General features: G+C 46.4%; 24 protein-coding genes. 12 read left to right on the top strand and 12 right to left on the bottom strand.

What is annotated here, in order from left to right:
• Positions 1–934 precede the first annotated feature (934 nt).
• The 9 genes from E2R66_RS28575 (at position 935) to E2R66_RS26225 (ending at position 12033) form a co-directional block, all read left to right on the top strand.
• Positions 935–1111, top strand: coding sequence for a hypothetical protein (locus tag E2R66_RS28575; protein WP_158288508.1), 177 nt, complete (start codon positions 935–937; stop codon positions 1109–1111).
• A 30-nt stretch (positions 1112–1141) separates the two neighbouring features.
• The gene (locus E2R66_RS26260) at positions 1142–3118 is read left to right on the top strand and encodes a KUP/HAK/KT family potassium transporter (RefSeq protein WP_133236490.1); all 1977 of its coding nucleotides are present in this window, start codon (positions 1142–1144) and stop codon (positions 3116–3118) included.
• A gap of 258 nt (positions 3119–3376) precedes the next feature.
• Positions 3377–3454, top strand: a complete 78-nt coding sequence (locus E2R66_RS29345) for a potassium-transporting ATPase subunit F (protein ID WP_078346467.1) — start codon at positions 3377–3379, stop codon at positions 3452–3454.
• 12 nt (positions 3455–3466) lie between these two features.
• The gene (kdpA, locus tag E2R66_RS26250; RefSeq protein WP_133236492.1) at positions 3467–5185 is read left to right on the top strand and encodes a potassium-transporting ATPase subunit KdpA; all 1719 of its coding nucleotides are present in this window, start codon (positions 3467–3469) and stop codon (positions 5183–5185) included.
• 48 nt (positions 5186–5233) lie between these two features.
• A complete protein-coding gene (kdpB, locus tag E2R66_RS26245) occupies positions 5234–7267 on the top strand; it encodes a potassium-transporting ATPase subunit KdpB (protein WP_133236494.1) in 2034 nt (677 codons plus the stop codon).
• Between the two features lie 19 nt (positions 7268–7286).
• On the top strand, positions 7287–7850 hold the full coding sequence (locus E2R66_RS26240; protein ID WP_133236496.1) for a K(+)-transporting ATPase subunit C: 564 nt from the start codon (positions 7287–7289) through the stop codon (positions 7848–7850).
• Positions 7851–7983: 133 nt separating this feature from the next.
• Positions 7984–9039 carry a porin gene (locus E2R66_RS26235; RefSeq protein WP_133236498.1) on the top strand — a complete coding sequence of 352 codons (1056 nt, stop codon included), beginning with the start codon at positions 7984–7986 and terminating at the stop codon, positions 9037–9039.
• A gap of 112 nt (positions 9040–9151) precedes the next feature.
• Entirely contained in the window at positions 9152–10285 is a 1134-nt protein-coding gene (locus E2R66_RS26230) for a sensor protein KdpD (RefSeq protein WP_133236500.1), read from the top strand.
• Complete coding sequence (locus E2R66_RS26225) at positions 10282–12033, top strand: HAMP domain-containing sensor histidine kinase (RefSeq protein WP_133236502.1); 1752 nt, start codon at positions 10282–10284, stop codon at positions 12031–12033. Before E2R66_RS26230 ends, E2R66_RS26225 begins: the two co-directional genes overlap by 4 nt.
• Positions 12034–12201: 168 nt before the next feature.
• On the opposite strand, the gene E2R66_RS26220 is transcribed toward E2R66_RS26225, so the two are convergent.
• From E2R66_RS26220 to E2R66_RS26200, 6 genes are all read right to left on the bottom strand, one after another.
• Entirely contained in the window at positions 12202–12534 is a 333-nt protein-coding gene (locus tag E2R66_RS26220) for a DUF7668 domain-containing protein (protein WP_133236504.1), read from the bottom strand.
• A 250-nt stretch (positions 12535–12784) separates the two neighbouring features.
• The gene (locus E2R66_RS26215; protein WP_133236506.1) at positions 12785–13420 is read right to left on the bottom strand and encodes a hypothetical protein; all 636 of its coding nucleotides are present in this window, start codon (positions 13418–13420) and stop codon (positions 12785–12787) included.
• Positions 13421–13428: 8 nt separating this feature from the next.
• Entirely contained in the window at positions 13429–13599 is a 171-nt protein-coding gene (locus tag E2R66_RS28725) for a hypothetical protein (RefSeq protein WP_192902012.1), read from the bottom strand.
• A gap of 163 nt (positions 13600–13762) precedes the next feature.
• Complete coding sequence (locus E2R66_RS26210) at positions 13763–14458, bottom strand: CPBP family intramembrane glutamic endopeptidase (protein WP_133236508.1); 696 nt, start codon at positions 14456–14458, stop codon at positions 13763–13765.
• A 12-nt stretch (positions 14459–14470) separates the two neighbouring features.
• Positions 14471–14809, bottom strand: coding sequence for a hypothetical protein (locus E2R66_RS26205; protein ID WP_133236510.1), 339 nt, complete (start codon positions 14807–14809; stop codon positions 14471–14473).
• A gap of 33 nt (positions 14810–14842) precedes the next feature.
• The gene (locus E2R66_RS26200) at positions 14843–15991 is read right to left on the bottom strand and encodes a M28 family metallopeptidase (RefSeq protein WP_133236512.1); all 1149 of its coding nucleotides are present in this window, start codon (positions 15989–15991) and stop codon (positions 14843–14845) included.
• 208 nt (positions 15992–16199) lie between these two features.
• On the opposite strand from E2R66_RS26200, the gene E2R66_RS26195 reads away from it, so the two are divergent.
• Positions 16200–16781, top strand: coding sequence for a Crp/Fnr family transcriptional regulator (locus E2R66_RS26195; RefSeq protein ID WP_133236514.1), 582 nt, complete (start codon positions 16200–16202; stop codon positions 16779–16781).
• Positions 16782–17209: 428 nt separating this feature from the next.
• Positions 17210–18115, top strand: a complete 906-nt coding sequence (locus E2R66_RS26190) for a hypothetical protein (RefSeq protein WP_133236516.1) — start codon at positions 17210–17212, stop codon at positions 18113–18115.
• 518 nt (positions 18116–18633) lie between these two features.
• Here E2R66_RS26190 and E2R66_RS26185 read toward each other — a convergent pair.
• Positions 18634–20358 (bottom strand): D-arabinono-1,4-lactone oxidase, encoded by a 1725-nt coding sequence (locus E2R66_RS26185; protein ID WP_133236518.1) that lies wholly within the window; start codon positions 20356–20358, stop codon positions 18634–18636.
• Positions 20359–20670: 312 nt separating this feature from the next.
• On the opposite strand from E2R66_RS26185, the gene E2R66_RS26180 reads away from it, so the two are divergent.
• Positions 20671–22353, top strand: a complete 1683-nt coding sequence (locus tag E2R66_RS26180) for a CBM96 family carbohydrate-binding protein (protein WP_133236520.1) — start codon at positions 20671–20673, stop codon at positions 22351–22353.
• A 142-nt stretch (positions 22354–22495) separates the two neighbouring features.
• Here the strand turns inward: E2R66_RS26180 and E2R66_RS26175 are convergent, their stop codons facing one another.
• From E2R66_RS26175 to E2R66_RS26155, 5 genes are all read right to left on the bottom strand, one after another.
• On the bottom strand, positions 22496–22834 hold the full coding sequence (locus E2R66_RS26175) for a hypothetical protein (RefSeq protein ID WP_134737967.1): 339 nt from the start codon (positions 22832–22834) through the stop codon (positions 22496–22498).
• Between the two features lie 226 nt (positions 22835–23060).
• Positions 23061–23375 (bottom strand): hypothetical protein, encoded by a 315-nt coding sequence (locus E2R66_RS26170; RefSeq protein ID WP_133236522.1) that lies wholly within the window; start codon positions 23373–23375, stop codon positions 23061–23063.
• 134 nt (positions 23376–23509) lie between these two features.
• Positions 23510–23713, bottom strand: a complete 204-nt coding sequence (locus tag E2R66_RS26165) for a hypothetical protein (RefSeq protein ID WP_204985995.1) — start codon at positions 23711–23713, stop codon at positions 23510–23512.
• A gap of 729 nt (positions 23714–24442) precedes the next feature.
• Positions 24443–24781, bottom strand: a complete 339-nt coding sequence (locus E2R66_RS26160) for a hypothetical protein (RefSeq protein WP_133236524.1) — start codon at positions 24779–24781, stop codon at positions 24443–24445.
• Positions 24782–24783: 2 nt separating this feature from the next.
• Positions 24784–25491, bottom strand: coding sequence for a hypothetical protein (locus E2R66_RS26155; RefSeq protein WP_240049538.1), 708 nt, complete (start codon positions 25489–25491; stop codon positions 24784–24786).
• Positions 25492–25742: the final 251 nt, after the last annotated feature.

The raw sequence follows: 25742 nt of genomic DNA, 5'->3' as shown, positions 1-25742 counted from the left end.
CTGATCACCAAAGTATATTGGTTACCTGCACAGCATTCGTGTGATTCGTCTCAATTAGTGCTAATTCGTGTTAACTCAATAATGAACACGAATTTGACGAATTCAATCGAATCGCACTAATTTTCGGCTTCGTCCTGGTCGGCAAAGTATATTGGTTACCTGCACAGCATTCGTGAAATTCGTCTCAATTAGTGCTAATTCGTGTTAACTCAATAATGAACACGAATTTGACGAATTCAATCGAATCGCACTAATTTTCAGCTTCTTCCTGATCACCAAAGTATATTGGTTACCTGCACAGCATTCGTATAATTCGTCTCAATTGGTGCTAATTCGTTTTAACTCAATAATGAACACGAAGTTGACTAATACAATCGAATCGCACTAATTTTCGGCTTCGTCCTGGTCGGCAAAGTATATTGGTTACCTGCACAGCATTCGTGTAATTCGTCTTAATTGGTGCTAATTCGTGTTAACTCAATAATGAACACGAATTTCACGCATACAATCGAAGTACACGAATTTTTAGCTTCGTCCTGGTCACCTGCACAGCATTCGTGAAATTCGTCTCAATCAGTTCTAATTCGTGTTAACTCAATAATGAACACGAAGTTGACGAACACAATCGAATCGCACTAATTTTCGGCTTCGTCCTGGTCGGCAAAGTATATTGGTTACCTGCACAGCATTCGTGTAATTCGTCTCAATTGGTGCTAATTCGTGTTAACTCAATGATGAACACGAATTTCACGCATACAATCGAATCGCACTAATTTTCAGCTTCGTTCGGGTCGCCTTCACAACTTTCGTGAAATTCTTCTTAATCAGTGTTAACTCACTCTTTGCAGGGATACGCTCTGCGCCCTCTACCAGGCAAATGAGCCACCCCAAAACGATAATTGCCACCCCGAAATAGAAACACGACCACCCCAAAATGAAAAAGAAACCCTTCCATTTTGGTAGGGTTTATAATTATCCGCAGTTAAAAATTGCCTTTTCAACGCGTATAGATACTTTTTTCATTTTGGTATGGTGCTTGTTATCCGATGCGCATGATTACTTACCCATTACCCCTAAGCAATGGCATCTGCCTGTTAACTATTGGTGTTAACCCATTATCAACCCTTAGCCATTTTACCCTATGAGCCAGCATCACCACAAGCTTTCTGCCGCAGGTGTTTTGGTAACGCTGGGCATTATTTTTGGCGATATCGGTACGTCGCCTTTATACACTTTACAAACCATATTAAAAGAAGGCGGCCGCGCCGATGCCTTTATGGTACTTGGCGCCATCTCCTGTGTGTTTTGGACGCTTACGCTGCAAACCACATTCAAATACATATTTATTACCCTCCAGGCCGATAACCGGGGCGAAGGCGGTATATTCTCGCTTTTTGCGCTGGTAAGGCGGTATGGTAAATGGCTGGCCATCCCGGCTATCATTGGCGCGGGTACACTCCTTGCCGATGGTATCATAACGCCCCCTATTTCGGTAACTTCGGCTATAGAAGGGCTGGGGCTGGTGCCTGCTTTATCGCACGTGATTATCCCGGGGAGTACGATTATTCTGGTCATCGTTATTGTGATCATCCTCCTGTTGTTTTTTTTCCAGCAGTTTGGTACCAACGTAGTAGGGGCGGCTTTCGGGCCAATCATGCTGATTTGGTTTGTAATGCTCGGCGGCTTAGGACTTGTACAAGTTGCGCAATACCCTATCATATTCAAAGCATTCAATCCCGTTTACGCTTACGACCTTTTGGTAAAGCACCCCAATGGTTTTTGGCTATTGGGTGCAGTGTTCTTATGTACTACCGGTGCCGAAGCATTGTACTCGGATCTTGGTCATTGCGGGCGAAAAAATATACAGGTGAGCTGGATTTTTGTGAAAATCACCTTATTGTTGAATTATCTTGGCCAGGGTGCCTGGGTGTTAAGGCAAGCCAACCCCGATATTGTGCAGGGCGTTAACCCGTTTTTTGCCATCGTGCCGCATGGCTTTATCATACCGGCGGTGGTGATTGCAACACTGGCTACCATCATTGCCAGCCAGGCACTCATCAGCGGTTCGTTCACCTTAATCAGCGAGGCCATCAGCATGAACTTCTGGCCGCGCATCACGGTGAAATACCCATCCAACATCCGCGGCCAAATTTATATCCCCAGCATCAACTGGTTACTATGCATCGGCTGTATATTGGTGAGTCTTTACTTTAAAACCTCCGAAGCCATGACAGCCGCCTATGGTTTCTCCATCACCATAGCCATGCTCATGACCACCATATTGATGTATTACTTTATGCGCTATGTAAAGCATTGGCCGGTATGGCTGGTTACCATCATTCTGTGCATGTTCCTCACGGTAGAGTTCTCGTTCTTTGTGGCAAACGCTGTCAAGATCCTGAAAAGGCTGTTCTTCGTCGGTTTTGAGGTGGGGCTGATATTTACCATGTATATTTGGTTCAGGGCGCGAAAGATCAACAACAGGTTCCTTAGCTTTGTTGACCTGGCCGATCAACTGCCCATATTAACAGCCTTGAGTGCAGATACTACCATCTCTAAATTCTCCACACACCTTATCTACCTCACCAAAGCCAATAATAGTAAGCAAATAGAGCAGAAGATCATCTACTCCATCCTCAGTCGTAAGCCCAAAAGAGCCGATGTTTACTGGTTTCTGCATATTGAGCGTACCGATGAGCCTTTTACCATGGAATACAGTGTAGAAGAACTGAAGGATGATAAAGTGATCAGGGTAGAGTTCCGCCTTGGTTTTAGGGTGCAGCCGCGCATCAATGTGCTGTTCCGCAAAGTGGTACAGGAGATGGTGGCCAATAACCAACTGGATATTACCAGCCGCTATCCATCCTTAAAACATTACCACCTCGCCGCCGATTTCCAGTTTGTGCTGATGGAGAAATTCCTCTCATACGAAAACGAGTTCAGCGCCAAGGAAGGTTTTATTTTGAACAGCTACTTTGCCATTAAGCGCCTTGCACAGTCAGATGCCAAGGCATTCGGTTTAGATACCAGCGAAACCAGGGTGGAGAAAATTCCGCTGGTGGTGAGTCCGGTCTCGTACTTCAACCTAAAGAAGATAGCGCCCTCCGGCCACGCCTAAGATTTTTTCCCTTATGATAAGCAACCCTTCCAAAATGGAAGGGTTTTTTGTTATACCGCGTTTTTATTTTCAATGAAAATTATCATAAAATATTAATTATCAAATACTTATAAAGTGGAATAAAATTGTGGTATTGGTATTGGCATAGGTGATGAAAATAATAACACGATGACAACCATAGTCCTTTCCCTCTGCCTGCTTTTGTTAAGCTGGGTAATTTTTAAATCAATCGACTGGTTCGAACAAATCTAACAAGCCATGATAGCATTATTCATCATCTCCATTGCAGTTTTCTTATACATGGTATACGTGCTGCTTAAACCCGAAAACTTTTAACCCCCTCACACCATGAACACAGAATTTTTAGGAATCGCGGTCTCCTTTGTGCTGATGCTGGCAATCGGTATCCCGCTGGGCAAGTACCTGGCAAAAATGTTTGCCGGCGAAAAAGTATGGACCGATTTTATGAAACCCATCGAAAACGGCATCTATAAACTATCGGGTATTAACCCTAACGAGCCGATGGACTGGAAACAGTTCCTGAAGGCCATGATGTGCATCAATATCCTTTGGCTGGTGTATGGCTTTTTTGTTTTGATGTACCAGGATAAACTGCCCCTTAATCCCGATGCCAACCCGGGTATGACAGCCGATTTATCGTTCAACACCATTATCAGCTTCGTGGTAAACTGTAACTTGCAGCACTACAGCGGCGAAAGCGGTGCCAGTTACCTGGTACAGCACTTTATATTCATGTTTTTGCATTTTGTAAGCGCGGCCACAGGTATTGCCTGCGCGGTTGCTTTCTTTAAAGCCTTCCGCGACAAAACCACTACCAACCTGGGTAACTTTTGGAATTACTTTGTAAAAGCCATTACCCGCTTATTATTGCCATTATCAGTAGTAGTAGCCTTGATATTAACCTTTAACGGTACGCCAAGCAGCTATGCCGGTAAAGACCAGTTCATCTCCTTACAAGGCGATACCGTTAAAGTTTCCCGCGGACCGGCAGCGCAAATGATAGCCATTAAGCACTTAGGTACAAACGGTGGCGGCTGGTTTGGCGCTAACTCGGCACACCCGCTGGAAAACCCCAGCTATTTAACCAACATCACCGAGATCGTTTCGCAAATGATTATCCCCGTTGCAATGGTGCTCTGCTTCGGTTTCTTTATCGGTCGTAAAAAAATAGGCTGGGTAATCTTCGGGGTAATGATGATAGGTGCTTTAATGCTCCTCATCCCAAGTATCAGTAGCGAAACGGGTGGTAACCCTGCCATTGCCAAAATGGGCATTGCGCAGGCCACCGGCGCTATGGAAGGCAAGGAAGTCCGCTTTGGGCCTACTGCAACAGCTTTCTGGAGCACTTTTACAACCATTGTATCAACAGGATCTGTTAATGGCATGCACGATAGCACCATGGCCCTTACCGGCTTATGGCAACTGCTGGGCATGATGATCAACGGTTTCTTCGGCGGTTGCGGCGTGGGCGTACTTAACTACTTTATCTACCTCATTATCGCCGTATTTATCTCTGGTTTGATGGTAGGTCGAACCCCGGAGTTCCTGGGCCACAAAGTGGAGGAGCGCGAAGTTAAGATTGCTGCTTTGATCACCTTGCTTAGTCCGTTTTTAATTATGGCAGGTACCGCAATAGCAGCCTTTGTTTTTACCAACCACGGCAATGCCGATTGGGCAGTGAAACCATCGGCCTGGTTAAATAACCCCAGCTACCACGGCTTTAGCGAAATGCTTTACGAGATGACCTCATCTAACGCCAACAACGGCTCCGGCTTTGAAGGTTTGGGCGATAACAATATCTTCTGGAACGTAAGCACAGGTGTCCTGATGATCTTAGGCAGGTTCCTGCCGATTATTGGCCCGGTAGCTATTGCAGGCTTGCTGGCCAAAAAGAAATTCATCCCCGAATCTGCAGGTACGTTAAAAACCGATACCATAACCTTCGGACTGATGACCTTCGCCGTAATATTGGTACTTAACGCATTATCATACTTCCCTGCACTAGCATTAGGGCCTATTGCAGAATATTTTTCAATGGTAAAATAAGCCCCACCCAACCCTCCCCGGAAGGGGAGGGCTTAAAAAACTATTAAAATGACAACCAGATCAAATAAATTATTCGAACCGGCCCTGGTGCAAACTGCATTAAAGGAGTCGTTTATAAAGCTGAACCCCAAGGTGATGTTGCGCAACCCGGTAATGTTTACCGTGGAAGTAGGTACCGTAATTATGGCGTACATGTGCGTGTACAGTTTCCTGCATGCCGGCCAGGGTTCATTTGCTTATAATCTTATCATCTTCATCGTACTGCTGCTTACCTTGTTATTTGCCAACTTTGCCGAGGCCATTGCCGAAGCACGCGGTAAAGCACAAGCCGACAGCCTCCGCAAAACCCGTGAAGAAACGCCTGCTAAAGTTTTATTGAAAGATGGCAGCATCGTAAGCAAATCATCAAACGAGCTGCGCAAAGGCGATGTATTTGTTTGCGAAACCGGCGATACCATTCCTACCGATGGCGAGATCATCGAAGGTTTGGCCACGATAGATGAATCGGCCATCACCGGGGAATCTGCCCCGGTTATCCGCGAGGCAGGTGGCGATAAATCTTCGGTTACCGGTGGTACCAAAGTATTATCAGATAATATCAAAGTAATGGTATCCACCGAGCCGGGCGAAAGCTTTTTGGATAAGATGATTGCCCTGGTAGAAGGTGCGTCGCGCCAGAAAACACCCAACGAGATAGCTTTGACCATCCTGCTGGCCAGCTTTACGTTGATATTCATCATCGTATGCGTTACGCTGAAACCCTTTGCCGATTATGCAAATACCCCTATCACAATAGCTGCATTGATATCGCTTTTCGTTTGTTTGATACCCACAACTATCGGTGGCCTTTTATCGGCCATCGGTATTGCGGGGATGGACAGGGCATTGCGTGCCAACGTAATTACTAAATCTGGTAAAGCGGTAGAAACTGCCGGTGATATCGACGTACTGCTGTTGGATAAAACAGGTACCATCACCATTGGTAACCGTAAAGCCACCCATTTTTGGCCCGCCATTGATGTGTTGCCTGATGATTTGGTAAAAGCAGCGGTATTATCATCATTAGCCGATGAGACTCCCGAAGGTAAATCGATCATAGAACTGGCCACGCAAAGCAAAATGAGCATTGCCACTACCGCACCCGCAGGTGCAGAGTTCATCAAGTTTACGGCCGAAACCCGTTCGAGTGGTATCGATACCAAAGAAGGCCTGCGTATACGTAAAGGTGCTTTCGACTCTATTCGCAACCTTACCCTTAAGGCTGGTAATAAAGTGCCTGCCGATGTGGAAGAGCGCGTAAAAGCAATCGCTTCGAATGGTGGTACGCCGCTGGTGGTATCGCAAAACGAAGTGGTTTTGGGTACCATAGAATTGCAGGACATTATCAAACCCGGCATTGCCGAACGTTTTGAGCGCCTGCGTAAAATGGGTATCAAAACGGTAATGGTAACCGGTGATAACCCGCTAACCGCCAAATTTATTGCCGAAAAAGCAGGTGTGGACGATTTTATTGCCGAGGCCAAGCCCGAGGATAAGATGAACTACATCAAAGCCGAACAGGCAAGCGGCCGCCTGGTAGCCATGATGGGCGACGGTACCAACGATGCCCCCGCACTGGCCCAGGCAGACGTAGGTGTAGCCATGAACAGCGGTACCCAGGCAGCCAAAGAGGCAGGTAATATGGTGGATTTGGATAACGACCCAACCAAGCTCATCGAGATCGTAGAGATTGGCAAGCAGTTGCTCATCACCCGCGGTACGCTGACTACCTTCTCTATCGCTAACGACGTGGCCAAGTACTTTGCTATTGTTCCGGCTTTGTTTATTGCCTCTATCCCGGCATTGCAGGCCATCAATATCATGCACCTGCACAGTCCCGAAAGTGCGATACTTTCGGCGGTGATCTTCAACGCCATTATCATCCCGATGCTGATACCATTGGCTTTGAAAGGCGTAGAGTACAAACCAATAGGTGCCAGCGCATTGCTTCGCCGCAACCTGTTGATATACGGCCTGGGCGGTGTGATCGCACCATTTATCGGCATAAAATTAATCGACTTACTTATTTCCCTATTCTTCTAATTAGTAAAATAACAAGACAATGAAAAATTTAATGACATCCATACGCTTAACGCTGGTACTCATTGTGCTGCTGTGCGTAATATATCCTGTGCTTATTTCCTTTGCCGGTAAACTTTCTAAAGGCAAAGGCGGTGGCGAAACCATCAGCGTAAACGGCAAGGTGGTTGGCTACGCCAACGAGGGCCAAAGCTTTACCCTGCAAAAATACTTCTGGGGAAGGCCATCGGCAGTTGGTTACAATGCAGCCGGTTCTGCTGGTAGCAACAAAGGCCCCAGCAACCCCGATTATTTGAAGGATGTGGCTGGCCGCATAGATACCCTGCTTAAATATCATCCATACTTAAAACGCAGCGATATCCCAGCCGAAATGGTAACAGCATCTGGCAGCGGTTTAGACCCGGATATTTCTCCGGATGCCGCCAAAATCCAGATCAAACGTGTTGCCGATGTTCGTGGCTTAACCGTACAACAAGTAACAGATTTAGTTGCCGCACACACCGAAGGACCACTGTTAGGCCTGTTTGGCCCTGCTAAGGTGAATGTGTTGAAATTGAATGTGGCTTTAGACGAGTTAAAAAAATAAAGAGAATTTAACCACAGAGTACACAGAGGAAAACACAGAGGCTCACAGAGAAAAAACAAGCTATAAGAACTCTGTGCCTCTCTGCGCAACCTCAGCGAACTCTGTGGTTAAAAAACAGATTGGAATATCGAAAATGAACAAAGTACTATTATCAGCTGCACTCATACTATCAGCAGCCTTCGCAAAAGCACAGGACACTACTAAAACCGTAGAAACACCGCTAACCATCTCCGGCTCGGTAGATACTTATTTTAAATATGATTTTTCGCGGTTCCGCAATGCGGCGGGGAGTTCCAATATCCCCACCAGTTTCGCTACCGACCAAAATTCTGTATCGTTAGGTATGATAGATTTGGCCGTGAAGAAGAAGGTAAGCAGAACGTCTTTCGTAGGCGAAATATCTTTCGGTCCGCGCGGGGAGGGGCAATCCATTCCCAACGCCGGTACCAACGGGCAGTCGTTCCATATCCAGAATTTATATGTCGGTTACGATGTTACCGATAAACTGAACCTTACTGCAGGCTACATCGCTACTTTCGTAGGTTACGAGGTAATATCGCCGGTAGGCAACTTTAACTATTCTACCTCGTACCTGTTCACTAATGGGCCGTTCCAAAATGCAGGGCTTAAAGCTACTTATGCTTTCAATAGTAAAGTAAGCCTGATGGCTGGCATATTCAACGATACCTGGAATAACTACCAGTCTAACCGTGACGTATCAACTTTTGGCGCACAGTTATTTGTAAGCCCGGTAAACGGATGGACTGCATACCTTAACGTGCTGAGCGTAAAAACATCGGGCACAATATTCGATTTAACAACTGCTTACCAAATTACCAATGCATTTAAACTCGGGTTAAACGGCGCAACTTTCTCCGCACCCGATGCTGTTGGCGGCGGATTTGAAGGCGTAGCTTTATACCCGCAACTGGCAGTATCTAAAGAGGTAACTTTGGGTTTACGCGGTGAGTATTTCAAAACCAAAAACGGAGGTTTTGCACCCGCAGGCCCGGCAGCGGGGCAGTCCATTAAAGCATATACTTTAACTGCGAATGTAAAGGCTGGTCCGCTAACTTTGATACCCGAAGTGAGGCTGGATAAAGGCAAACAGATGCAGTTTGTAAATAGCAATGGCGGGCCTGCAAAAACGGCATCGCAGTTTTTAATAGCGGCGGTTTACGCATTTTAAATATTGAGAATTTAACCACAGAGAAAAACACAGAGGCTCGCAGAGAAAGTTCAAAAACCTCTGTGCCTCTCTGCGTAACCTCTGTGCCCTCGGCGGTTAAAAAATAAGAAGTATGGAAGAGCAGGACCATAAAGACGACTCCGTAAAAAACTTCATCGAACTGTTGAAGGATAGCAGGCGCGGTAAGCTGAAGATCTACATCGGCATGAGTGCCGGCGTGGGCAAAACTTACCGTATGCTGCAGGAAGCGCATGCCCTGCTTAAAAACGGTATCGATATACAAATAGGTTATATCGAAACGCACAACCGGGCCGAAACACATGCCCTGCTGGCCGGCGTGCCCTACATCGCCCGCCGTAAAACCTTTTACAAGGGAAAAGAGCTGGAAGAGATGGACCTGCAGGGCATCCTTAACCGCCACCCCGAAGTGGTGATAGTGGATGAGCTTGCCCACAGCAACATCGAAGGCAGCAAAAACAGCAAACGCTGGCAGGATGTAAAAGATATTTTAGAGGCGGGTATCAGCGTGATAACCGCCGTAAACATCCAACACCTGGAGAGCCTGAACGAAGAGATAGAATCTATCACCGGTATTGCCATTACCGAGCGCGTACCCGATAAGGTGCTGGAGCTGGCCGACGAGATCGTTAACATAGACCTTACTGCCGATGAACTCATTGCCCGCTTAAAAGAAGGCAAGATATACGATCAAGCCAAAGTGGCTACCGCGCTGCAAAACTTTTTCCGCAACGAAAAAATTCTGCAGTTGCGCGAGATTGCCTTGAAGGAAGTTGCCCACCACCTGGAGCGGAAGATTAACGTGGAGGTGCCCAAGCAAATAAAGCTGCGGCCCGAAAAATTCCTGGCCTGTATTTCATCCAATGCCGCAACGGCGAAGATCGTGATCCGCAAAACAGCGCGTTTGGCCTCGTATTACCGCTCGCCATGGATAGTGCTTTATGTACAAAGCAGCAACGAGAGCCTGGACAAGATAAAACTGGATAAACAGCGGCACCTGATCAATAATTTTAAACTGGCGACCGAGCTTGGTGCCGAACTCATCAAAATAAAAAGCGACAACGTTACCAAAACCATTATGCAAATAGCAGAAGAGAAAGAGGTTACCACCATCTGCATAGGTAAACCCCATTTGAATTTGTGGCAGGTGATCTTAAGAACGGCTATATTTAACGAATTACTCAACAAAATTGCAGCAACAGAGACCGATCTGGTCATATTATCATGAAAGTAAAAACTAAACTCCGGTTAGGCTTCGGCTTTTTGTTTGTAGTGGTACTGTTTTTCGGTGCTACCGCCTTGTTCTACATCCGCGATATTTCGGAGAACTCGAAGGCGATATTGAAGAACAATTACGAGTCGCTGAATTTTGTGCGGCAGATGCGGCAACTGCTCGATAATGGTGGCATTAATGCAGATACGGCGGGTGAGCGGAAGTTTGAGAAATATTTGTATCTACAGGAGCACAACATCACCGAGCCGAACGAAAAGGCAGCGACTGATACCTTACGCGCAGGGTTCACGGCGTATAAATTGTCGAAGCTAAGCAGCGATACCCGGGTGATTGGGTCGGCCTACCATAAGATAACAACGGGCCTTGGTAAGATAGAGGAGCTTAACTTGCAGGCCATCGTGCGCAAAGATGCCCAGGCACGTAAAACGGTAGATGATGCCGCGTTGATATTGGGTTTGGTGGCGAGTTTCTCGTTTATGGTGTTGTTCAGTTTCAGCGTGAATTTTCCGGGCTTTATCGCCAATCCCTTGCGTGCCTTATTAGAGGGTATCCGCGAGATCGGGCAAAAGAATTACGATACCCGGCTGCGTTTCGAAAAAGACGACGAGTTTGCCGAAGTTGCTAATGCCTTCAACTCCATGGCGGCACAATTGAACGAGTGGGAAAACAGCAACCTGGCCACGGTAATATCAGAGAAACGCAGGATTGAAGCCATCATCGAGCAGATGCAGGATGCCATCATTGGGGTAGACCAAAAGCAGGAAATACTGTTCATGAACGATGCTGCCCGCAAAGCACTCAATATCAATGAGGATAAGGTGATCGGCAAAAATACAGAAGCGCTCACCAAAGGCAACGACCTGTTCAGGTCCATCATTGGTGATGATGCTCCTATAAAGCCTTTCAAGATCGTTTTGGATGGGCGGGAAGCCTACTTCCAGTTGCAGAGCAGCAGCATTTCGGTGCCCAATATCAACCACGGCACGGATGTGTTGCAGATAGCCAACCGCCCGGCGGGCAAGGTGTATATCCTCAAAAATATTACCGAATTCAAAGAACGCGACGAAGCCAAAACCAACTTCATCGCCACCATTTCGCACGAGTTGAAAACGCCTATCGCTTCCATCAAAATGAGCCTCAAGCTGCTGAACGACGACCGCGTAGGCGCCATGAATAACGAACAGCACCAACTGATTGCCCATATTAAAGACGATAGCGACCGCCTGCTGAAGATCACAAGCGAATTGCTGGAACTTTCGCAGGTAGAAACGGGCAATATCCAGCTGAACTTCGTACCCGTTAGCCCGATGAAAATTGTGGAGTATGCCATCACCTCCATCAAATTCCAGGCGGAGCAAAAGAAAGTAGAGCTGGAGATTGTGCAAGACCATACCCTGCCCGATGTGCACGTAGATATCGAAAAAACGGCCTGGGTGCTTGTGAATTTCCTATCCAACGCCTTGCGCTACAGCGCCGAAAAATCGAAGATAGTGATACAGGTTGCCGCTAAACAGGGCAAGGTAGAGTTCTCTGTAAAAGATTTCGGCCGGGGGATAGACGAAGCCTACCAAAAACGCCTGTTCGACCGCTACTTCCAGGTACCTACCGATGGGCAAAATAAGTCCGGCTCGGGCCTGGGACTGGCCATCTCCAAAGATTTCATCAACGCACAAGGCGGCACCATCGGCGTTGAAAGCGAGCTAGGTGAGGGGAGCCGGTTTTACTTTAGTTTGCCGGTGTGAGGGGGGAGGAGTCGATAGGCAATGGATGATAGTCAATAGATGCTAAAGTCTCCTCAGGGTCTCTCGATAGAGGAACCTGAGGCAGAACGCAGAGCGGATATGCTGTACGGGAATGTCCTCGTGCCGCAGGGGCCTTTTTCAAAGAGACCCTGCGGAGACGAAAATCTTCTATAGCATATGTATGTTTTCTATACTGTACTTTCCCTTTTTACCGTCGTCATATACAGCACAACTCAATGTTAAATCACTTTTTTTGTTGTTAAACCAAAGGTCAAAATCAACTTGTATTTTATTTGGATTGTCTGTTTCGTATATGTCAATGTTCTCAAATGCACTGTTTGGTGGCATTGTCAAAACCTGACCATACGATTCAATAGCTTCTTGAATTGCAGGAGCACTAGTTATTTTTTCATAGTCTTGCTCATAAATGTCTTGGTATTTAAGTTCTACCAGTTCCCTTACAAGTTCTTGTATAACTGTTTTTATCTTATTTGCATTCATGTTTTTATCTAGTATATGGTATCCGTGTAGGGATTTCTTTATGTACCCCTAAAAGTAACTTTATGCTGCTTTTACGGATTAGTCCCCGCAGGGTCTACTGACGTCTCCGTAGGTTCTGTCGATAGTGGACCCTGCGGCAGCACGCAGAGTGGATATGCTGTACGGGAATGTCCTCGTGCCGCAGGGTAGGGACCTTTTTCAAAGAGATGATCCTGCGGAGACGAAAATGGGGTTATAAGGCAAGGTGATTTCAAGGTTTAAACTCAATTTCTTTCCTTAACTTAAAAAAGCCTTTGATACAGTTTATGTTTCGTACACAGATTTGAATATGGCTTTTTTCTAAAATACCCGCGCCGGGGAAAGCGGGGCCACCTTCGGTGAAAACACCTCTTGTGGAGTCGAAATTATGGAAATTACTGTAGCCCTTATTGGAAATATCTTCCGCTATTTGCGTAGCTATTTTACTATGCATAAACTCTATTGCCGTGCAGTCTAAAATCCGCTGAAGTTTATCCTTATTCGGGTCTTTCGCGTGATCAAGGTTTTCGGGAAGGTTTCTTCCTGCAGCTTTATATTCCAACTCCATTATCGGGTGATAAGATTGTATCATCCTGATAAATTTCGAATCGAGGAAATCACAACATTGGCCAAGCTGAATAACGGCACCAACCACCGCCGGCGTAGCTATTTTACCCCTGGCTTTCTTTTCTTCTGCCCATTGCATAGCGCGTACATAATTGTTCTCCCAAAAATACATTCCATGGCCAAGCCAGTCGAATTTTTCGGTGCTGATTTTTATATGGTCGGGGTTGTTAACGAGATTATTGGCAACGCTAATGTCGCAGCCATGAAAGCCGATGATGAAGTTTGGCCTTATATCGTACATGGATTAGTTTACGCGTTAGCGTCTTCAAGTTCACTATAAGCTTTCACGAATTTGCCCTTTTTTGTGAGGATGCCCGCTTTGTTGAGAGAAAGGATAGCTTCTTTTTTAGACATATGTTCGGCTTCTTCCAATTTTACCTTGGCAAGTTCGATTAGCATTTCTATGTCTTTGTCACTCATCGTTTTGAAGTTTCAAACAAATATACTTCATTGGTTGATAATAACAAAGCACAAGTAGTTCGTGTTTTAACAAGCTTCAAGGCGGCACCATCGGCCTTGAAAGAGAATTAAGCGAGGAGAGTAGGTTTTATTTTAGTTTGCTGTTGTGATAAACGCCACTTCCTTATTCCCCCCCATGCGGCAGCATCAACAAACTAATCATATCCCAGGCAAAGTGGCAGCATATGAGCACCCTGATGTTGCGGTATTTTTGGTAATGGCAGGCAAATATAAAACCGATGAACATGGGCACCAGCACATTGGCCAGGGTGCCCCACCGGGCATGCGCAATGCCGAATAATATAGAAGAGATAATAACTGGCCAATAGCTTTTTCGGAAGAATAGCTGCAGCCGGGGCATCAGGTAGCCGCGCATCACCAGTTCTTCTACGATGCCCGCCGTTAACGATATAAATATTTTCAGCAGCAGGCTAAATTGCCCGAGCCCTAAAACAGCCTCGTTTGTTTTGTATAGTCCCGCAAAGTATAAGGCATAGGTAATGGCTACATTACCTATACCCAGCGTAAAGATGATGCCGAATACCGATGCCAGGTAGAATCCAACGCCATAGCTTTTCTCGGGCCACAGCAGCAAAGGCTGCTGTTCAACGCGCGTTACGTATAAGTAAATGCAGCCCAGCCACAGCCAATAGAAACACCGCGAAATCGTAAACATCCCTGCGGACCACTCCGTCATGCCCGTAACCGAAACGAAGAGGTGGTTAACCTGCGCAATGGCAAAGAACAGCAGCGTTACGATGACAAACCCTTTGGCTACGGCTATGCGCTGAGGATTGCCTTTTGTGGCGGTTGATAGCATATTTGTTTGGTATTAGAAATCCTGGTTGGCCCAACTGACTACCCGGGCTTTTGTTTCAGCCGAAAGCGAATCAAGGTCGGTTTCTGCAATTAAGCCGTCCCGTAGTTGCCAGGACAGTACATTTAAAAGCATCGAATTCCGCAAACCATCGTACCGTCGTGCAATTTGCTTGTCGAAATCCTTTACCGCGCCGTATAATTCTGCGTAATGCAATTGGTCTTCATTTGTGGTTTTGCGCCAGGTTTCTAATAATTTGTAGAACGATTCCATCCCTCGTCTAAATTCCTCGTGCATCCCTTTGCTTATCACTTCGCGGGCTACACGTTTGTCGCTTTTGCTTAGCTCTTCCATTGGTGATTATGTTTCCGATGTCTCTGATAAAAATTATTTCCCCATCAACCCCTCGTTGAATTTCAGCAGCAGGTTAAACAGGTCTTCGTATTCGTTCAGCGGCAGGGTAGCGCTAATGTCGTAAATATCGTGGTAGGCTTTGATGCCGCCGAGGGTGTACATAAAAAATGCTGGTACACCTTTCTCGCTGAAGAAGTAATGGTCGCTGTTGGCGGCTTTGCCGCGTGAGTTCACCTTCACCAGGTAATTCCCTTTTTCGTTCACCTGTTTCAGCAAGGCAAACTCTTTAGGGAACACTGATGCATTCACCACGGTGATACCTTCCACGCCGGTTCCCTCTAAATCCAGGTTTACCAGAAAGCGAATGTTTTTCAGATCGATCAATGGGTTCTCCGTAAAATGTTTGGAGCCGAGCAGACCCGCTTCTTCTCCCGCGAAAAATATAAATGCCATGGTATAAGGCTGCGGATGCTGGCCATAATACCGGGCCAGACTAAGCACCTGGGTTGCGCCGCTGGCGTTATCGTTGGCACCGGGGAAATAAGTTTTACTGCCCATGCCGCCCAGGTGGTCGTAATGAGCGGTGAACACGATAACCGAATCGGGATGGGAAGTACCCTTTACCACACCACAAATATTTGCCGCCTTAAACGATGGGTTAAACGTGTTCTCTATATCAACTTTGATGGTTTTCGGGAGGGTGGTTTGGAGTTTTTTATCCAGTTGTATCACGGTATAATCCAATACCGTTTGCTCTGCCGACCAGGTGAGCTTTGTCTCCAAAGTGACCATTATACGGTTCACGGCATCCACAAAGTGGGTGCTGTCCTGCTGCACCAGCTTGCCTTCGCCGGTAACCCCGCGGCTATCCGGACTAACAATGAAATCCCTGCCCGGCACCAAAGCCACGCCATTGATAGCTACCTCCATTTTGCCGGGGAAGGTATTCACGGGGTAGTTGAACTCATGCAGGTAAGTTTTGCCGGCCATGGGCTTTAATCCGTAACTTTTTAGCTGAGCGGCAATAAAATCTGCCGCTTTACCCATGCCGTTATTGGTATAGCCGCGCCCCCAAAAGTAAGGCGAGGTGAGGGTATCCACCATCTTGCGCGCAAATTTCATATCCTGCGCCCGGCCCAGCTGGCTAGCAAGTAATAGTATAAGGCTTAGTTTAAGTTTCATCAGGGTAAAAATACAAAAAAGCGTTCATGGTTGGTGGTTCATAGTTCATGGGCGATAGTATCAAGGAAGGAGAAATCAAGGCCATCTTATAATCAAAAAAATCAAGGTTCAGACAAAATTCGCCCTGTTCGTGAAATTTGCCTCAATTCGTGAAATTCGTGTCAATCAATTCGTGAACTTCTTACCATTCCTTATAATTGTATTATCTATGGATCATACGCCCATCCTCGCCAATATTGCCCGCTATGTTACCCTCAATACGGAGGAGGCCGCTTACTTCACCTCGCTGCTGCATTACAAAAAAGTAAAGCGCAAGCAATACCTGCTGGAGCAGGGCGACGTGGACAGCAAGATATATTTTGTTACCGCAGGCTGCCTGCGCAGCTACGCGATTGATAAAAATGGCGGCGAACATGTGCTGCAGTTTGCGCCCCCCGGCTGGTGGATAGTGGATATGCGCAGCCTGCTCACCGGCGAACCTGCCCGCTTAAATATTGATGCGATAGAGGAAACCGAGCTGTTCTTTATCAATAAGCCCGATATGGATGCCCTGCAGCTGAAGTACCCCGTTTTTGAACGATTTGGTCGTATGTTATCCGAGAATGCCATGGCCACCTACCAGCACCGGCAAATAGATAATATGATATTAAGTGCCATGGAGCGTTATGGCAACTTTTGCACCCTGTACCCATCGCTCATCCGGTCGCTGCCGCAAAAACAGGTAGCATCGTACATAGGCGTTACCCCCGAGTTTTTAAGCAAGATGCTGAATACGGTGGTGATAAAATAGTTAGAAAGGTTGGAGAAGTTAGAAACGCAGTTTATATTCATCTTTACAATTCAGGCATCAACCATTCTCTATTCACCGCTCACCACTCACTAAACCAACAGCTTTCCTTTCATTGGCATGCTTTTCCATTTGTAGGTATGCGGTCATAACCCGCAAAAATTGCTGAACCGATAATTTTTCCGCAGTTTGATTGTTTTTCGCGCCCGAGAGTCCTTCGCTGTTTTAATGATTTTAGGATTCGGTTGTTGCTTTTTTCACTTCATCATTCCATATTCAGCCTTCGGTGTTCGGTATTGATTTTCCAATCACTCACCAATCAACCATTCACCAATCCCCAATTGTAATAAATTCTTTACGTTGTCCCTCCACAATAAGCGCAGGCTGCCGTTGTTGTAATCTTATCTGATAATTACATCACAACCCCAACGATGAAAACTCCCGCCCGATACCTTTTGCTGGCCGCTTTTGCGCTGCCGCTTGCTGCCCTTGCCCAAAACAAAAACGATAAGCCAACCTTGCAACCTGCACCTGCTGCGGTGCTGGTTGATGGCAAACTGACCGAATGGGGCGACAGCCTCCGCTACATTAACGAGGAAAAGAAAATCCCCTACACCATATCCAACGATAAAGACAATATATACGTAGCCCTGCGCATCAGCGATCATAGCGAGCAGCGCCGCGCGCTGATGGCCGGCATCACCTTCTCTATCGACCCTAAAGGCAAAAAGAAGGAAAGCTTCAGCGTTACCTTCCCCTATACCGACCCCGCGGTCCTGCCCGATTTCCGCGCCATGCAGCAGCAACAGCCCGGCGATGATGGTCAGCAGCCCCAACCCGGCGGTACCGATGGCGACAAGCAGGAACGCCTGGAAGTCGGCCTTACCCGCCTCAAACAAATAAAGGCAACGGGCTTTGCCGACGTACTAAACGAGGTAATGACCACCGCCAACCTATACGGTATCAAAACCGCGCTTGGCTTTGATAGCGAGGGATACCTGGTGTACGAAGCCGCAGTGCCCATAGCCATGCTGCATGCAGATGCCAGCGGCAAAAACGAATGGGCCTTTAATATCAAAATCAATGGACTCACTTTCCCCAAGAAAGGCGACAGGCCGGCCGGCGGCGATATGGGTGGTCCCGGTGGCCCGGGTGGTGGCGGTCGCGGCGGCATGGGCGGCGGAGGTGGTATGGGTGGCGGTCGCGGCGGCGGCATGGGCGGCGGCGGTGGCCGTCGTGGCGGCGGCATGCCTGGTGGCGGCGGCAACACGGCCGATAGGAGCGAGCTCAGCAAATCGGTTGATTTTTGGGAAAAGTTTTATTTGGCGGGGAAGTAGGGGTGGTGTGGCAATCAGGGAACCCCAAAGAACATTAAACGTCATTCTGAACTTGTTTCAGAACCCCATCATAAAAGTAATCATTATGCTTACGGAATTTGCACAACGGCGACCTGCCGTGTGGAGTGCCGAAATTTGTCTGAACCTTGATTTTTTGCGGTTTAAGAATTTCCTAAAATACACTCAAGGCCATCCTTAAATCCTGTTAATCATGGTTCAGAAATGCAATAGGATAGCAGCAGATACTCCATAGTTGTCCTGCGGGCCGGCCCTTGGTTAAGGCCTGTGAAGTATAAGCGCATAGCCCTGTCTGCCAATCGGCATATAGGCCCGCAGGGACTGCCCAAATTGGTACGCACTTTTACTCCTTTGTGAGGCTCTAGGTATTTGTTGGTTTTCGTCCCCGCAAAGTCTCTTCGAAAAAAGGACCTTGCGGCACCAGAACATTCCTGTACAGCATATCCGCTCGGCATGCCGCCGCAGGGGTTTCTATCGAAACACCCTGCGGTGACGGCGAATCAAGAACCTGTTATATCAGCCGGTAAGCCTGGCAAAGCGTCTTTTTTTGTACCAAACAGGTGCAACGACCAGTAGTCATTCAGGAAAATATTTTTCGGGTCGCGTTTTTGCCTTAGGGCCATGAAATCGTCCCAACGTGGGTATTGTGAACGGAAGTAAGCCGCCCATTGCCCGTACTCATACTCGGGCAGGAATTTTGCCCAGTGCAGCCTGAACGGGATCTGTTCCGCTTTCAGGCGGTCCCAAAACTGGCTAAAAAAGCCGTCGCGTGCAGCAGGGTTACCTTCGTTGGTACTAAACCAAAAAAAATCTATCCGGAATACATTCCGTTCATAAGCAGGGCTCAACCAGCAGCTGTTTTGTTTGCCGGCATATAACTCGGTAGAGTAGTATCCGGTGGCTTTAAACTTACCTTCTTTAAACATTTTATCCAGCAGCTGCATGGCGCGTTGCGTATCGGCAAGCGGTATCCATATCTCGGTAAATTCGGTCCCCATCAGCACGTCGTTCGCACCGTTATCCATCGGCAGGCTGCTGTAGGTATAATCCATAAATAACTGGCCCTTTCCGTTTTTGGTGAGTGGTTGCAGCACATCTACAACCGGCGCGTAAAGCGCGTGCAGAATAGCCGGGAAGGTCATCAGGAAAAGGGTAAGCAGGAACCCGATTACCTGTAGTATAAAGGTGATGATAGCGGCAAACAACCTGGCAAAAAAGCCCGATCCACACGAAAGTTCTGTAAGGTGCCTGAATTCGGCAAAAGAGGGCTTAAGTTTTTGCCACACCACGCCAAATTTGCTGTTACCCAGCATGGTAAAAAGCATCGAAGCGCCCAGTTGCTCTACATTGCTCAAAAAGTTATTATCCGCGAATTCCTCGTAGGGGGCGGGATCAAATACCGGCATTGCCGCGCCGCGGGTTGCTTCCCAAATCACCACCCGTTCAACTTTTTCCTGGGGCCACCAAAGGATGCGGGAGTAAGGTGTTTTTAATAAATAGTTTTCAAGCGAAGGTTTATCGGCAGTGCCCGGGCCGAAAAGATCAATCGGGCAGGCCGGTTGCGTGGTAGGGTAGGTGATCTGCTGCCCATAAATAAAGTAATTGGGCTCCAGCTTCAGCCTTATTTTGCTTACGATGCCCAACAGGCCCAGCGAAAGCACCACGGCCCCAAATTCGTCCTGCTCGTTGGTGAACCATTCGGCTTCACCATTTCCATCTATGATACACAGGCCTATGATATTTTCCTCAATACCATACCATAACGACCCGCCCGAAGAGCCGGTCATTAAAAACCCGCTGACCGTTTGGTGCGAAATGCCACCCAGATCGCTCAGTGTAAACCCTTTGGTGAATATTTGGTAAAGCAGGCTGTTTTCCAGGGTAGAAGTACCTGTTGGGTCTTCCGGGTCGTATCCTAAGTGTATACCGGCCTCTACCTCTATTATCCCCGCCTGCTGGTCTATCCATACCAGTTTGGCATACTGGTCAAACATGATGTTTAGGTTTGGGCCAAGCGGTGGTTTTTGCTCGGATACTTCGTTAGGTAATGGTGGTTCGCCTGGGCCCGGGTCGGTATAAATTGCCCTTGCCAGGGAATGGGCTGCACCACGGCAGCGAATTTCAAGGTTTTCCTGCGACGCTTTTTTCACAAGCGCGGTAATTTGTTCTTCTGTGGAAGGGTGGTAAAATCCATCCTTTCCTTTTTCTATAACTGGTGTTGACATGATTATAATTTAGGTTTCTAAATATAACCATAACAAAAGTTTATATTTTTAAATATTTGAAAAACAGGTGTTTATACCTGGTTTAAAGGCTAATTTTGCCTTTTTTACATTGTAAATAGCTTTTAGCATTATACGTTGCCGGGGTGTCGAAAAAATGCTGTAAGGCTAGCCGCATTATTAAATCCCAGGCAGCCACCCGCGAACCAGCAGTGGGGTTATTTAACTAAACCTGCACCGTGCAAATGGTTAGGAACGCGCATCAGGAGGCCGGGCCAACAGATACGCGCCGGGCCTTCCCATTATTGCTCATTTATGGGGCAATCAGGTGCCGGCATCTTATCGGCCCACGGTTTCTCTTTAGCTTTACCCGTATCATTAAATCACCTGCAGGGTATGGTTACAAACTTATTCAAACAATCCACCAAAATAGCTGCGCTGGCCGCTTTAGGCTGTTTATCAAACTGTAAAAAGGCCGATGCTCCGCTTGCACCGGCAGATCTCAAATTTAAAAGCATCGCGGTAGCTCCTTTTGCCGCACCTGCCGCCGGGGACGATTTTTCGTCGATTACCTGGGGTACAGCAAAAGCGCAACCCCTGGCTACGCATGAAATACAAGGCGAGGTTGTGCAAGGCAAACTTTACATCTTCGGTGGTTTTGATGTAAACAAACGCCCAAATTGGACGCCTACCAAACGTGCTTACGTTTACAACCCGGATGTGGATACCTGGGCATCTATCAAAAGTTTACCGCAGGAACCCAACGGATCTAATTTTGGGGGAGGCACGCATGTTGCCGTTACCACCGATGGAACCGATATCTATATGGCAGGAGGGTACACATCTGATGCAGCAGGCACCGGCCAGATATTCGGCACCAAGCAGGTGTGGAGATACAATGTTGCCACAAACGATTACACCAGGATGCCCGATTTGCCGCAAGCCCTGGGTGCCGGGCAATTGCGCTATTTAAATGGTAAGCTACATTATATGGGCGGTGCCGATAAGTCGCGTGTAGACACTAAGATTCATTTGGTATTTGAGCTTAACAATCCCGCGGCAGGGTGGAAAACACTTGCACCACTAAACAACGCTGTAAATCATCCGGGAGCGGTTGTTTTCAATGGGAAAATTTATGTAATGGGCGGTTCTCATTATCAAAATGAAGATGCCATAACCCAGCGAACGCTGCAGGTTTACGACGAGCAAACCAATACCTGGACCAATATGGCCGATATGCCATTTGCGCTGGATCATATTTTATCGTCTGTAGTAGTTTACGGGAACAGGATAATTGTACTTGGCGGCCAAACCGGTTATAATACACCGGGCAAACAGGTTTTTGCGTACGATCCGGCAACAAATGTATGGCAGGTACTTGCGCCAATGCGTGCAGCAAAATCTGCCGGGGTAGCGGCAGTGCTTAATGGTTATATCCACTATACCGGTGGTAATTTTTCTGCCATCAATTACAAAGGCACGCCGGTTTTCAATACCAGTACCCCGTCCATCGAGTTGCTTCCGTCTGCAGATGCCTTTGTACGCAATGGCAGCTTCGGCACCGCTAATTATGGTACCGATACCGCCCTGGTAATTAAAGGCGCTACCGCAAATAATTATCTGCGGTCGGTATACCTTAAATTTTCTCTACAGGATATCAGTACCGTAAATTCTGCAACGCTAAGTGTTTATGGCAAAAATATAGATAATACAAATAGCTTAACGTTATCAAGCTTTGGTATCGACGACGGCAGCTGGCAAGAAAATAGCCTTACATTTACTAACGCACCTCAACCCGCTGCAGGCGCACTAAGCACCGCTGTTGCAGATAGCCAACCCAAGCGCATTAATTTTGATGTAACAGCCTTTGTAAAGGCACAGCTAGCCGGCGACAAAAATGCAAGCTTTGTAATAAAGGATGCATCAAATAAAAATATCACCGTGCAATTTGCCAGTAAAGAAAGCAGTAGCAACAAGCCCGTGCTCATCATCAGGTAGCCACAAATGGTATTGTTTTCCCCTTTGTCATCCTGAGCGATAGAATTGTCAACCTTCCAAATTTGACAATTCTATTCACCACATCGTCATTGCGAGCGTTAGCGCGGCAATCATCGGCAGGAAGAGCGAACCTGTAAAGCGGTTACGCATTTGGAAGGTATGATGCCGTTCTTAAACAGGATAGTGGTTTAAAATAAATTGCTGTAGATGGATTAATTCTATTCACCTCCACGTCCTTGCGAGGAGCGGAGCCTGGGGCTGAGCGGTGGGGCGACGCGGCAATCATCGGCAGGAAGAGCGAATCTGTAAAGCGGTCAACGGCGAATAATTGCCGGTAACACATCAACATACGCAAAGAAATATTTAGGGCAGTGCCTTCGGCCCTGCCTACCGGCAGGCAGGCCGGGCTTTGTCGGGCTACGCTGCGCTTCGGCCGCCCTGCCTGCCACTCAAGCCCCACGCGGTCGGCTTCCCCTTTCAATCCCTACTGCGGAGGAAGGATAAATACACAAGGCACGCGCACACCAGCATAGGGCATCAGCCGAGGGCATTCCCGCGCTTCAGTTGTTGGTCATAAGACACAACAACGGTCAACACCACGAACACCAACAAGGGCGGAAACGGCGAGCACCAAGGGACACCAATAGAGGCGTAATACTTTAGTTGTTTAATATCAACGTATCGTCAAAACCTCTGTTTTTAACACTTTACAATTTTTTATTAAGGTATTCAATATACCTACTTGGCGACCCCTTGGATACTTTTAGCAGTAATTTCTCACCTATTTTGAAAGTGTCAACCGAAACAGAGAAGTTGCTATTTAAATTTTGTCCTGCATAAACATAGTCAACATAGATAGTGGAGTTGCCTCTACCTGGTCCAATCTCGCGTACTATAGCTACAACAGTGTCACTGTTTTTTAGCGCAATTTCCGCGTTACGACGATTAAAAAGATCATAAATTACGCAACCCATTATCATTAATATAATGCCGATATAAATTAGTATTTTTTTATTTATCATCAATGCTTGATTTATCTGAAATAATGTTTGCAGGCAATTTCGGAATCATATTTACAACTATACTCGTTGGTATGACCCCCGCTGCCGCAAGCGTCCCCGGCTTGTGGCCCGTTTGCAAGGTAGCCACATGGCTACTACCCCAACTGCCTCACAATCGACCTGAAATTTTCCAGCCCCGCTTCTAAGTTTTCCATGATGTCCAATGCGAGTACATCCGGGTCGGGGAGGTTGTCGAGGTCGGCTAACGATTTATCTTTTAGCCAGGTGATATCCAAACTTGTTTTATCCCCCGCTGCCGCAAGCGTCCCCGGCTTGTGGCCCGCATGCAAGGTAGCCATATGGCAACTACCCCCCGCTGCCGCAAGCGTCCCCGGCTTGTGGTTGGGTGATGCTTTTAAATGGCGTAAACAGAACGTTTCTGACAGCGATAATAATGAGACTATAACTAAGGCTTATGCACATCAAGCTTAAGTGATGATAACGGCATCAAGCTTTGGTTTTTAGCACGTAGGTAAAATGTCTCCCTATCTGATTTTTTGCATACCTTAACGTCGGATGCGATAAATATGGTGTTTAAAGGGTAACGTTCTCTAATGGCCCTATCGCCTTCAATAAATATATTAGTTGGAAGACCTTGCCCTTCTATCGGGACAAATCTTCTTCTACTGGTTCCGGGGTCGAGAATCAGCTTACACTTAACAATTTTATATACTTGATGAAGTTTCATAGGGCATTATAAAGATTTACTTTTCCTGCCGAGCATAATTCTGTAATAGGTTTTCATGTGAGGTTTAAGTTATTCAGGGTAGAGGATAAAACCGCTAATGAAAAGTTGCAGCTTATCTCTCAACTTGACGAGGAAGATAAACATGCTGTATATCGTATTATTGATGGTATGCTTACTAAAAATAAGTTTCAAACTTTCTTTGAGCAGAATATTGCCGTTAAATAGAAAAGCCCGGTTAGCCGGGCTTTTCTATTCCTTTTTGTTGCTATTGTCTTATTTGCTTTTAACACACCAGCACCGCTACGCTAATGCTGGCGCGAGATGGGATAACAAAGCCCCGTTAAGGGGCTTTAATTAATATCATGTTTTTGTACTTTATTTTACCGTCACGCAACAGTACAATTTTCATTTCTCTCTCCGATATATACGTATTTGAAATCATTTCGGATATACCTTCAGGATTACACTTTAGTAGGATTGTGTCCTTAGTTAGAAATTGCCATTGGCCTGTACACGTCGGTTTACTTTCGGTAGTTTCGACCCGTAAAACAAAACTGCCATTTTTATTTAGTTTCAAGGTATCGTTATAATCAATACCATTAGCGTGATAAGTACCAGACAACTTTTGATTAATAGTACAGGAAGCAAACAGCATTCCCCAAATTAGGTATCTTTTCATTTCTAGTGTTTATAGTATAATCCTGGGATTGATTTTAAAGTAAAATTCGCGGGCAAACTCTGAAGTTGATTCGCTATGTTTGGATATGCCCGCATTAACGCAGCTCTATCTGAATTAATATTTACAGGGCTTATACCTGTATTGGCTGTTCCTCCTGGAGCATAAATTCTGTCACCAGTTGATGTGGTAATTCCTTGAACCCAAGTAGCGTTAATAGCACCAAGAGTATTTGCAACTGAAGATGAACGAAGACCTGACACGGAAGATGGATCATATGCAAATTGCCTTTGATATGCTGAAATTTCATCATTAACATCTTGCCCAACTATTGCGCCTCTTGAATTAAACGCAATCTCACCTGCTTCAAATTGCCCACCATGTGTAGTCTCATGAATAAAATTAGCCGTCGTTCCAAAAGCAAAAGTAATTATATGATTTTGAGGATTTAAAGTTGTACCTCCAACCTCTGTAACACCACCCCTAAGTGCATATACTTGTGTACTATTTTCTAAGTTAGTCAAATTAGATAGAGTTCCATCTAAACTTGTTACTTGTTGTTGTATTCCACTAATCAGACCATCTAAATTAACTCCGGTAGCTCCTGCAATTGCCCTAAGATCGGCTATACCTTGATTAAAATTATTGCGCTTATCTGTTATAAGTTGTTTTTGACGATCCCATTCAGGTTTACTTGCACTATCAACTTTCATTCCGTCAGGATCGACTAAACTAATAGGATTGTTGAGGACATAGTTATAAGGCGACCACCTACGACTAATTTCCGCCAGCGGGTCGATAGTATTCCACCTTGCGATTAACGGGTCATAGAACCTTGCGCCGTAATCGTATTGGCTGCCATAAAGTTTTTATGTTTTTGGCTGTTTTCCGTTTTGCACTTTTGAGGTGCTATAAAGAACGTTAGGTAGGGTAAAGATAAGCGTTAGTTTTTCATTTGCAAGGC

The sequence above is a fragment of the Mucilaginibacter psychrotolerans genome (assembly GCF_004519315.1).
Classification (GTDB): Bacteria; Bacteroidota; Bacteroidia; order Sphingobacteriales; family Sphingobacteriaceae; genus Mucilaginibacter; species Mucilaginibacter psychrotolerans.
The sequence above is the reverse complement of the archived record's forward strand: the minus strand, read 5'-3'. Positions and strand labels throughout refer to the sequence as shown.

Bases quoted from the DNA above. Each gene is read 5' to 3' on its own strand.
- E2R66_RS26160 (WP_133236524.1), bottom strand. From the start codon at position 24,781: ATGAAAAGATACCTAATTTGGGGAATGCTGTTTGCTTCCTGTACTATT.
- E2R66_RS26195 (WP_133236514.1), top strand. From the start codon at position 16,200: ATGGATCATACGCCCATCCTCGCCAATATTGCCCGCTATGTTACCCTC.
- E2R66_RS26240 (WP_133236496.1), top strand. From the start codon at position 7,287: ATGAAAAATTTAATGACATCCATACGCTTAACGCTGGTACTCATTGTG.
- E2R66_RS26210 (WP_133236508.1), bottom strand. From the start codon at position 14,458: ATGCTATCAACCGCCACAAAAGGCAATCCTCAGCGCATAGCCGTAGCC.
- E2R66_RS26190 (WP_133236516.1), top strand. From the start codon at position 17,210: ATGAAAACTCCCGCCCGATACCTTTTGCTGGCCGCTTTTGCGCTGCCG.
- E2R66_RS29345 (WP_078346467.1), top strand. From the start codon at position 3,377: ATGATAGCATTATTCATCATCTCCATTGCAGTTTTCTTATACATGGTA.
- E2R66_RS26215 (WP_133236506.1), bottom strand. From the start codon at position 13,420: ATGTACGATATAAGGCCAAACTTCATCATCGGCTTTCATGGCTGCGAC.
- E2R66_RS26260 (WP_133236490.1), top strand. From the start codon at position 1,142: ATGAGCCAGCATCACCACAAGCTTTCTGCCGCAGGTGTTTTGGTAACG.
- kdpB (WP_133236494.1), top strand. From the start codon at position 5,234: ATGACAACCAGATCAAATAAATTATTCGAACCGGCCCTGGTGCAAACT.
- E2R66_RS28725 (WP_192902012.1), bottom strand. From the start codon at position 13,599: ATGAGTGACAAAGACATAGAAATGCTAATCGAACTTGCCAAGGTAAAA.
- E2R66_RS26165 (WP_204985995.1), bottom strand. From the start codon at position 23,713: ATGGCTACCTTGCATGCGGGCCACAAGCCGGGGACGCTTGCGGCAGCG.
- E2R66_RS26205 (WP_133236510.1), bottom strand. From the start codon at position 14,809: ATGGAAGAGCTAAGCAAAAGCGACAAACGTGTAGCCCGCGAAGTGATA.
- E2R66_RS26235 (WP_133236498.1), top strand. From the start codon at position 7,984: ATGAACAAAGTACTATTATCAGCTGCACTCATACTATCAGCAGCCTTC.
- E2R66_RS26200 (WP_133236512.1), bottom strand. From the start codon at position 15,991: ATGAAACTTAAACTAAGCCTTATACTATTACTTGCTAGCCAGCTGGGC.
- E2R66_RS26230 (WP_133236500.1), top strand. From the start codon at position 9,152: ATGGAAGAGCAGGACCATAAAGACGACTCCGTAAAAAACTTCATCGAA.
- E2R66_RS26220 (WP_133236504.1), bottom strand. From the start codon at position 12,534: ATGAATGCAAATAAGATAAAAACAGTTATACAAGAACTTGTAAGGGAA.
- E2R66_RS26225 (WP_133236502.1), top strand. From the start codon at position 10,282: ATGAAAGTAAAAACTAAACTCCGGTTAGGCTTCGGCTTTTTGTTTGTA.
- E2R66_RS26180 (WP_133236520.1), top strand. From the start codon at position 20,671: ATGGGGCAATCAGGTGCCGGCATCTTATCGGCCCACGGTTTCTCTTTA.
- E2R66_RS28575 (WP_158288508.1), top strand. From the start codon at position 935: ATGAAAAAGAAACCCTTCCATTTTGGTAGGGTTTATAATTATCCGCAG.
- E2R66_RS26170 (WP_133236522.1), bottom strand. From the start codon at position 23,375: ATGATAAATAAAAAAATACTAATTTATATCGGCATTATATTAATGATA.
- E2R66_RS26185 (WP_133236518.1), bottom strand. From the start codon at position 20,358: ATGTCAACACCAGTTATAGAAAAAGGAAAGGATGGATTTTACCACCCT.
- kdpA (WP_133236492.1), top strand. From the start codon at position 3,467: ATGAACACAGAATTTTTAGGAATCGCGGTCTCCTTTGTGCTGATGCTG.
- E2R66_RS26155 (WP_240049538.1), bottom strand. From the start codon at position 25,491: ATGAAAGTTGATAGTGCAAGTAAACCTGAATGGGATCGTCAAAAACAA.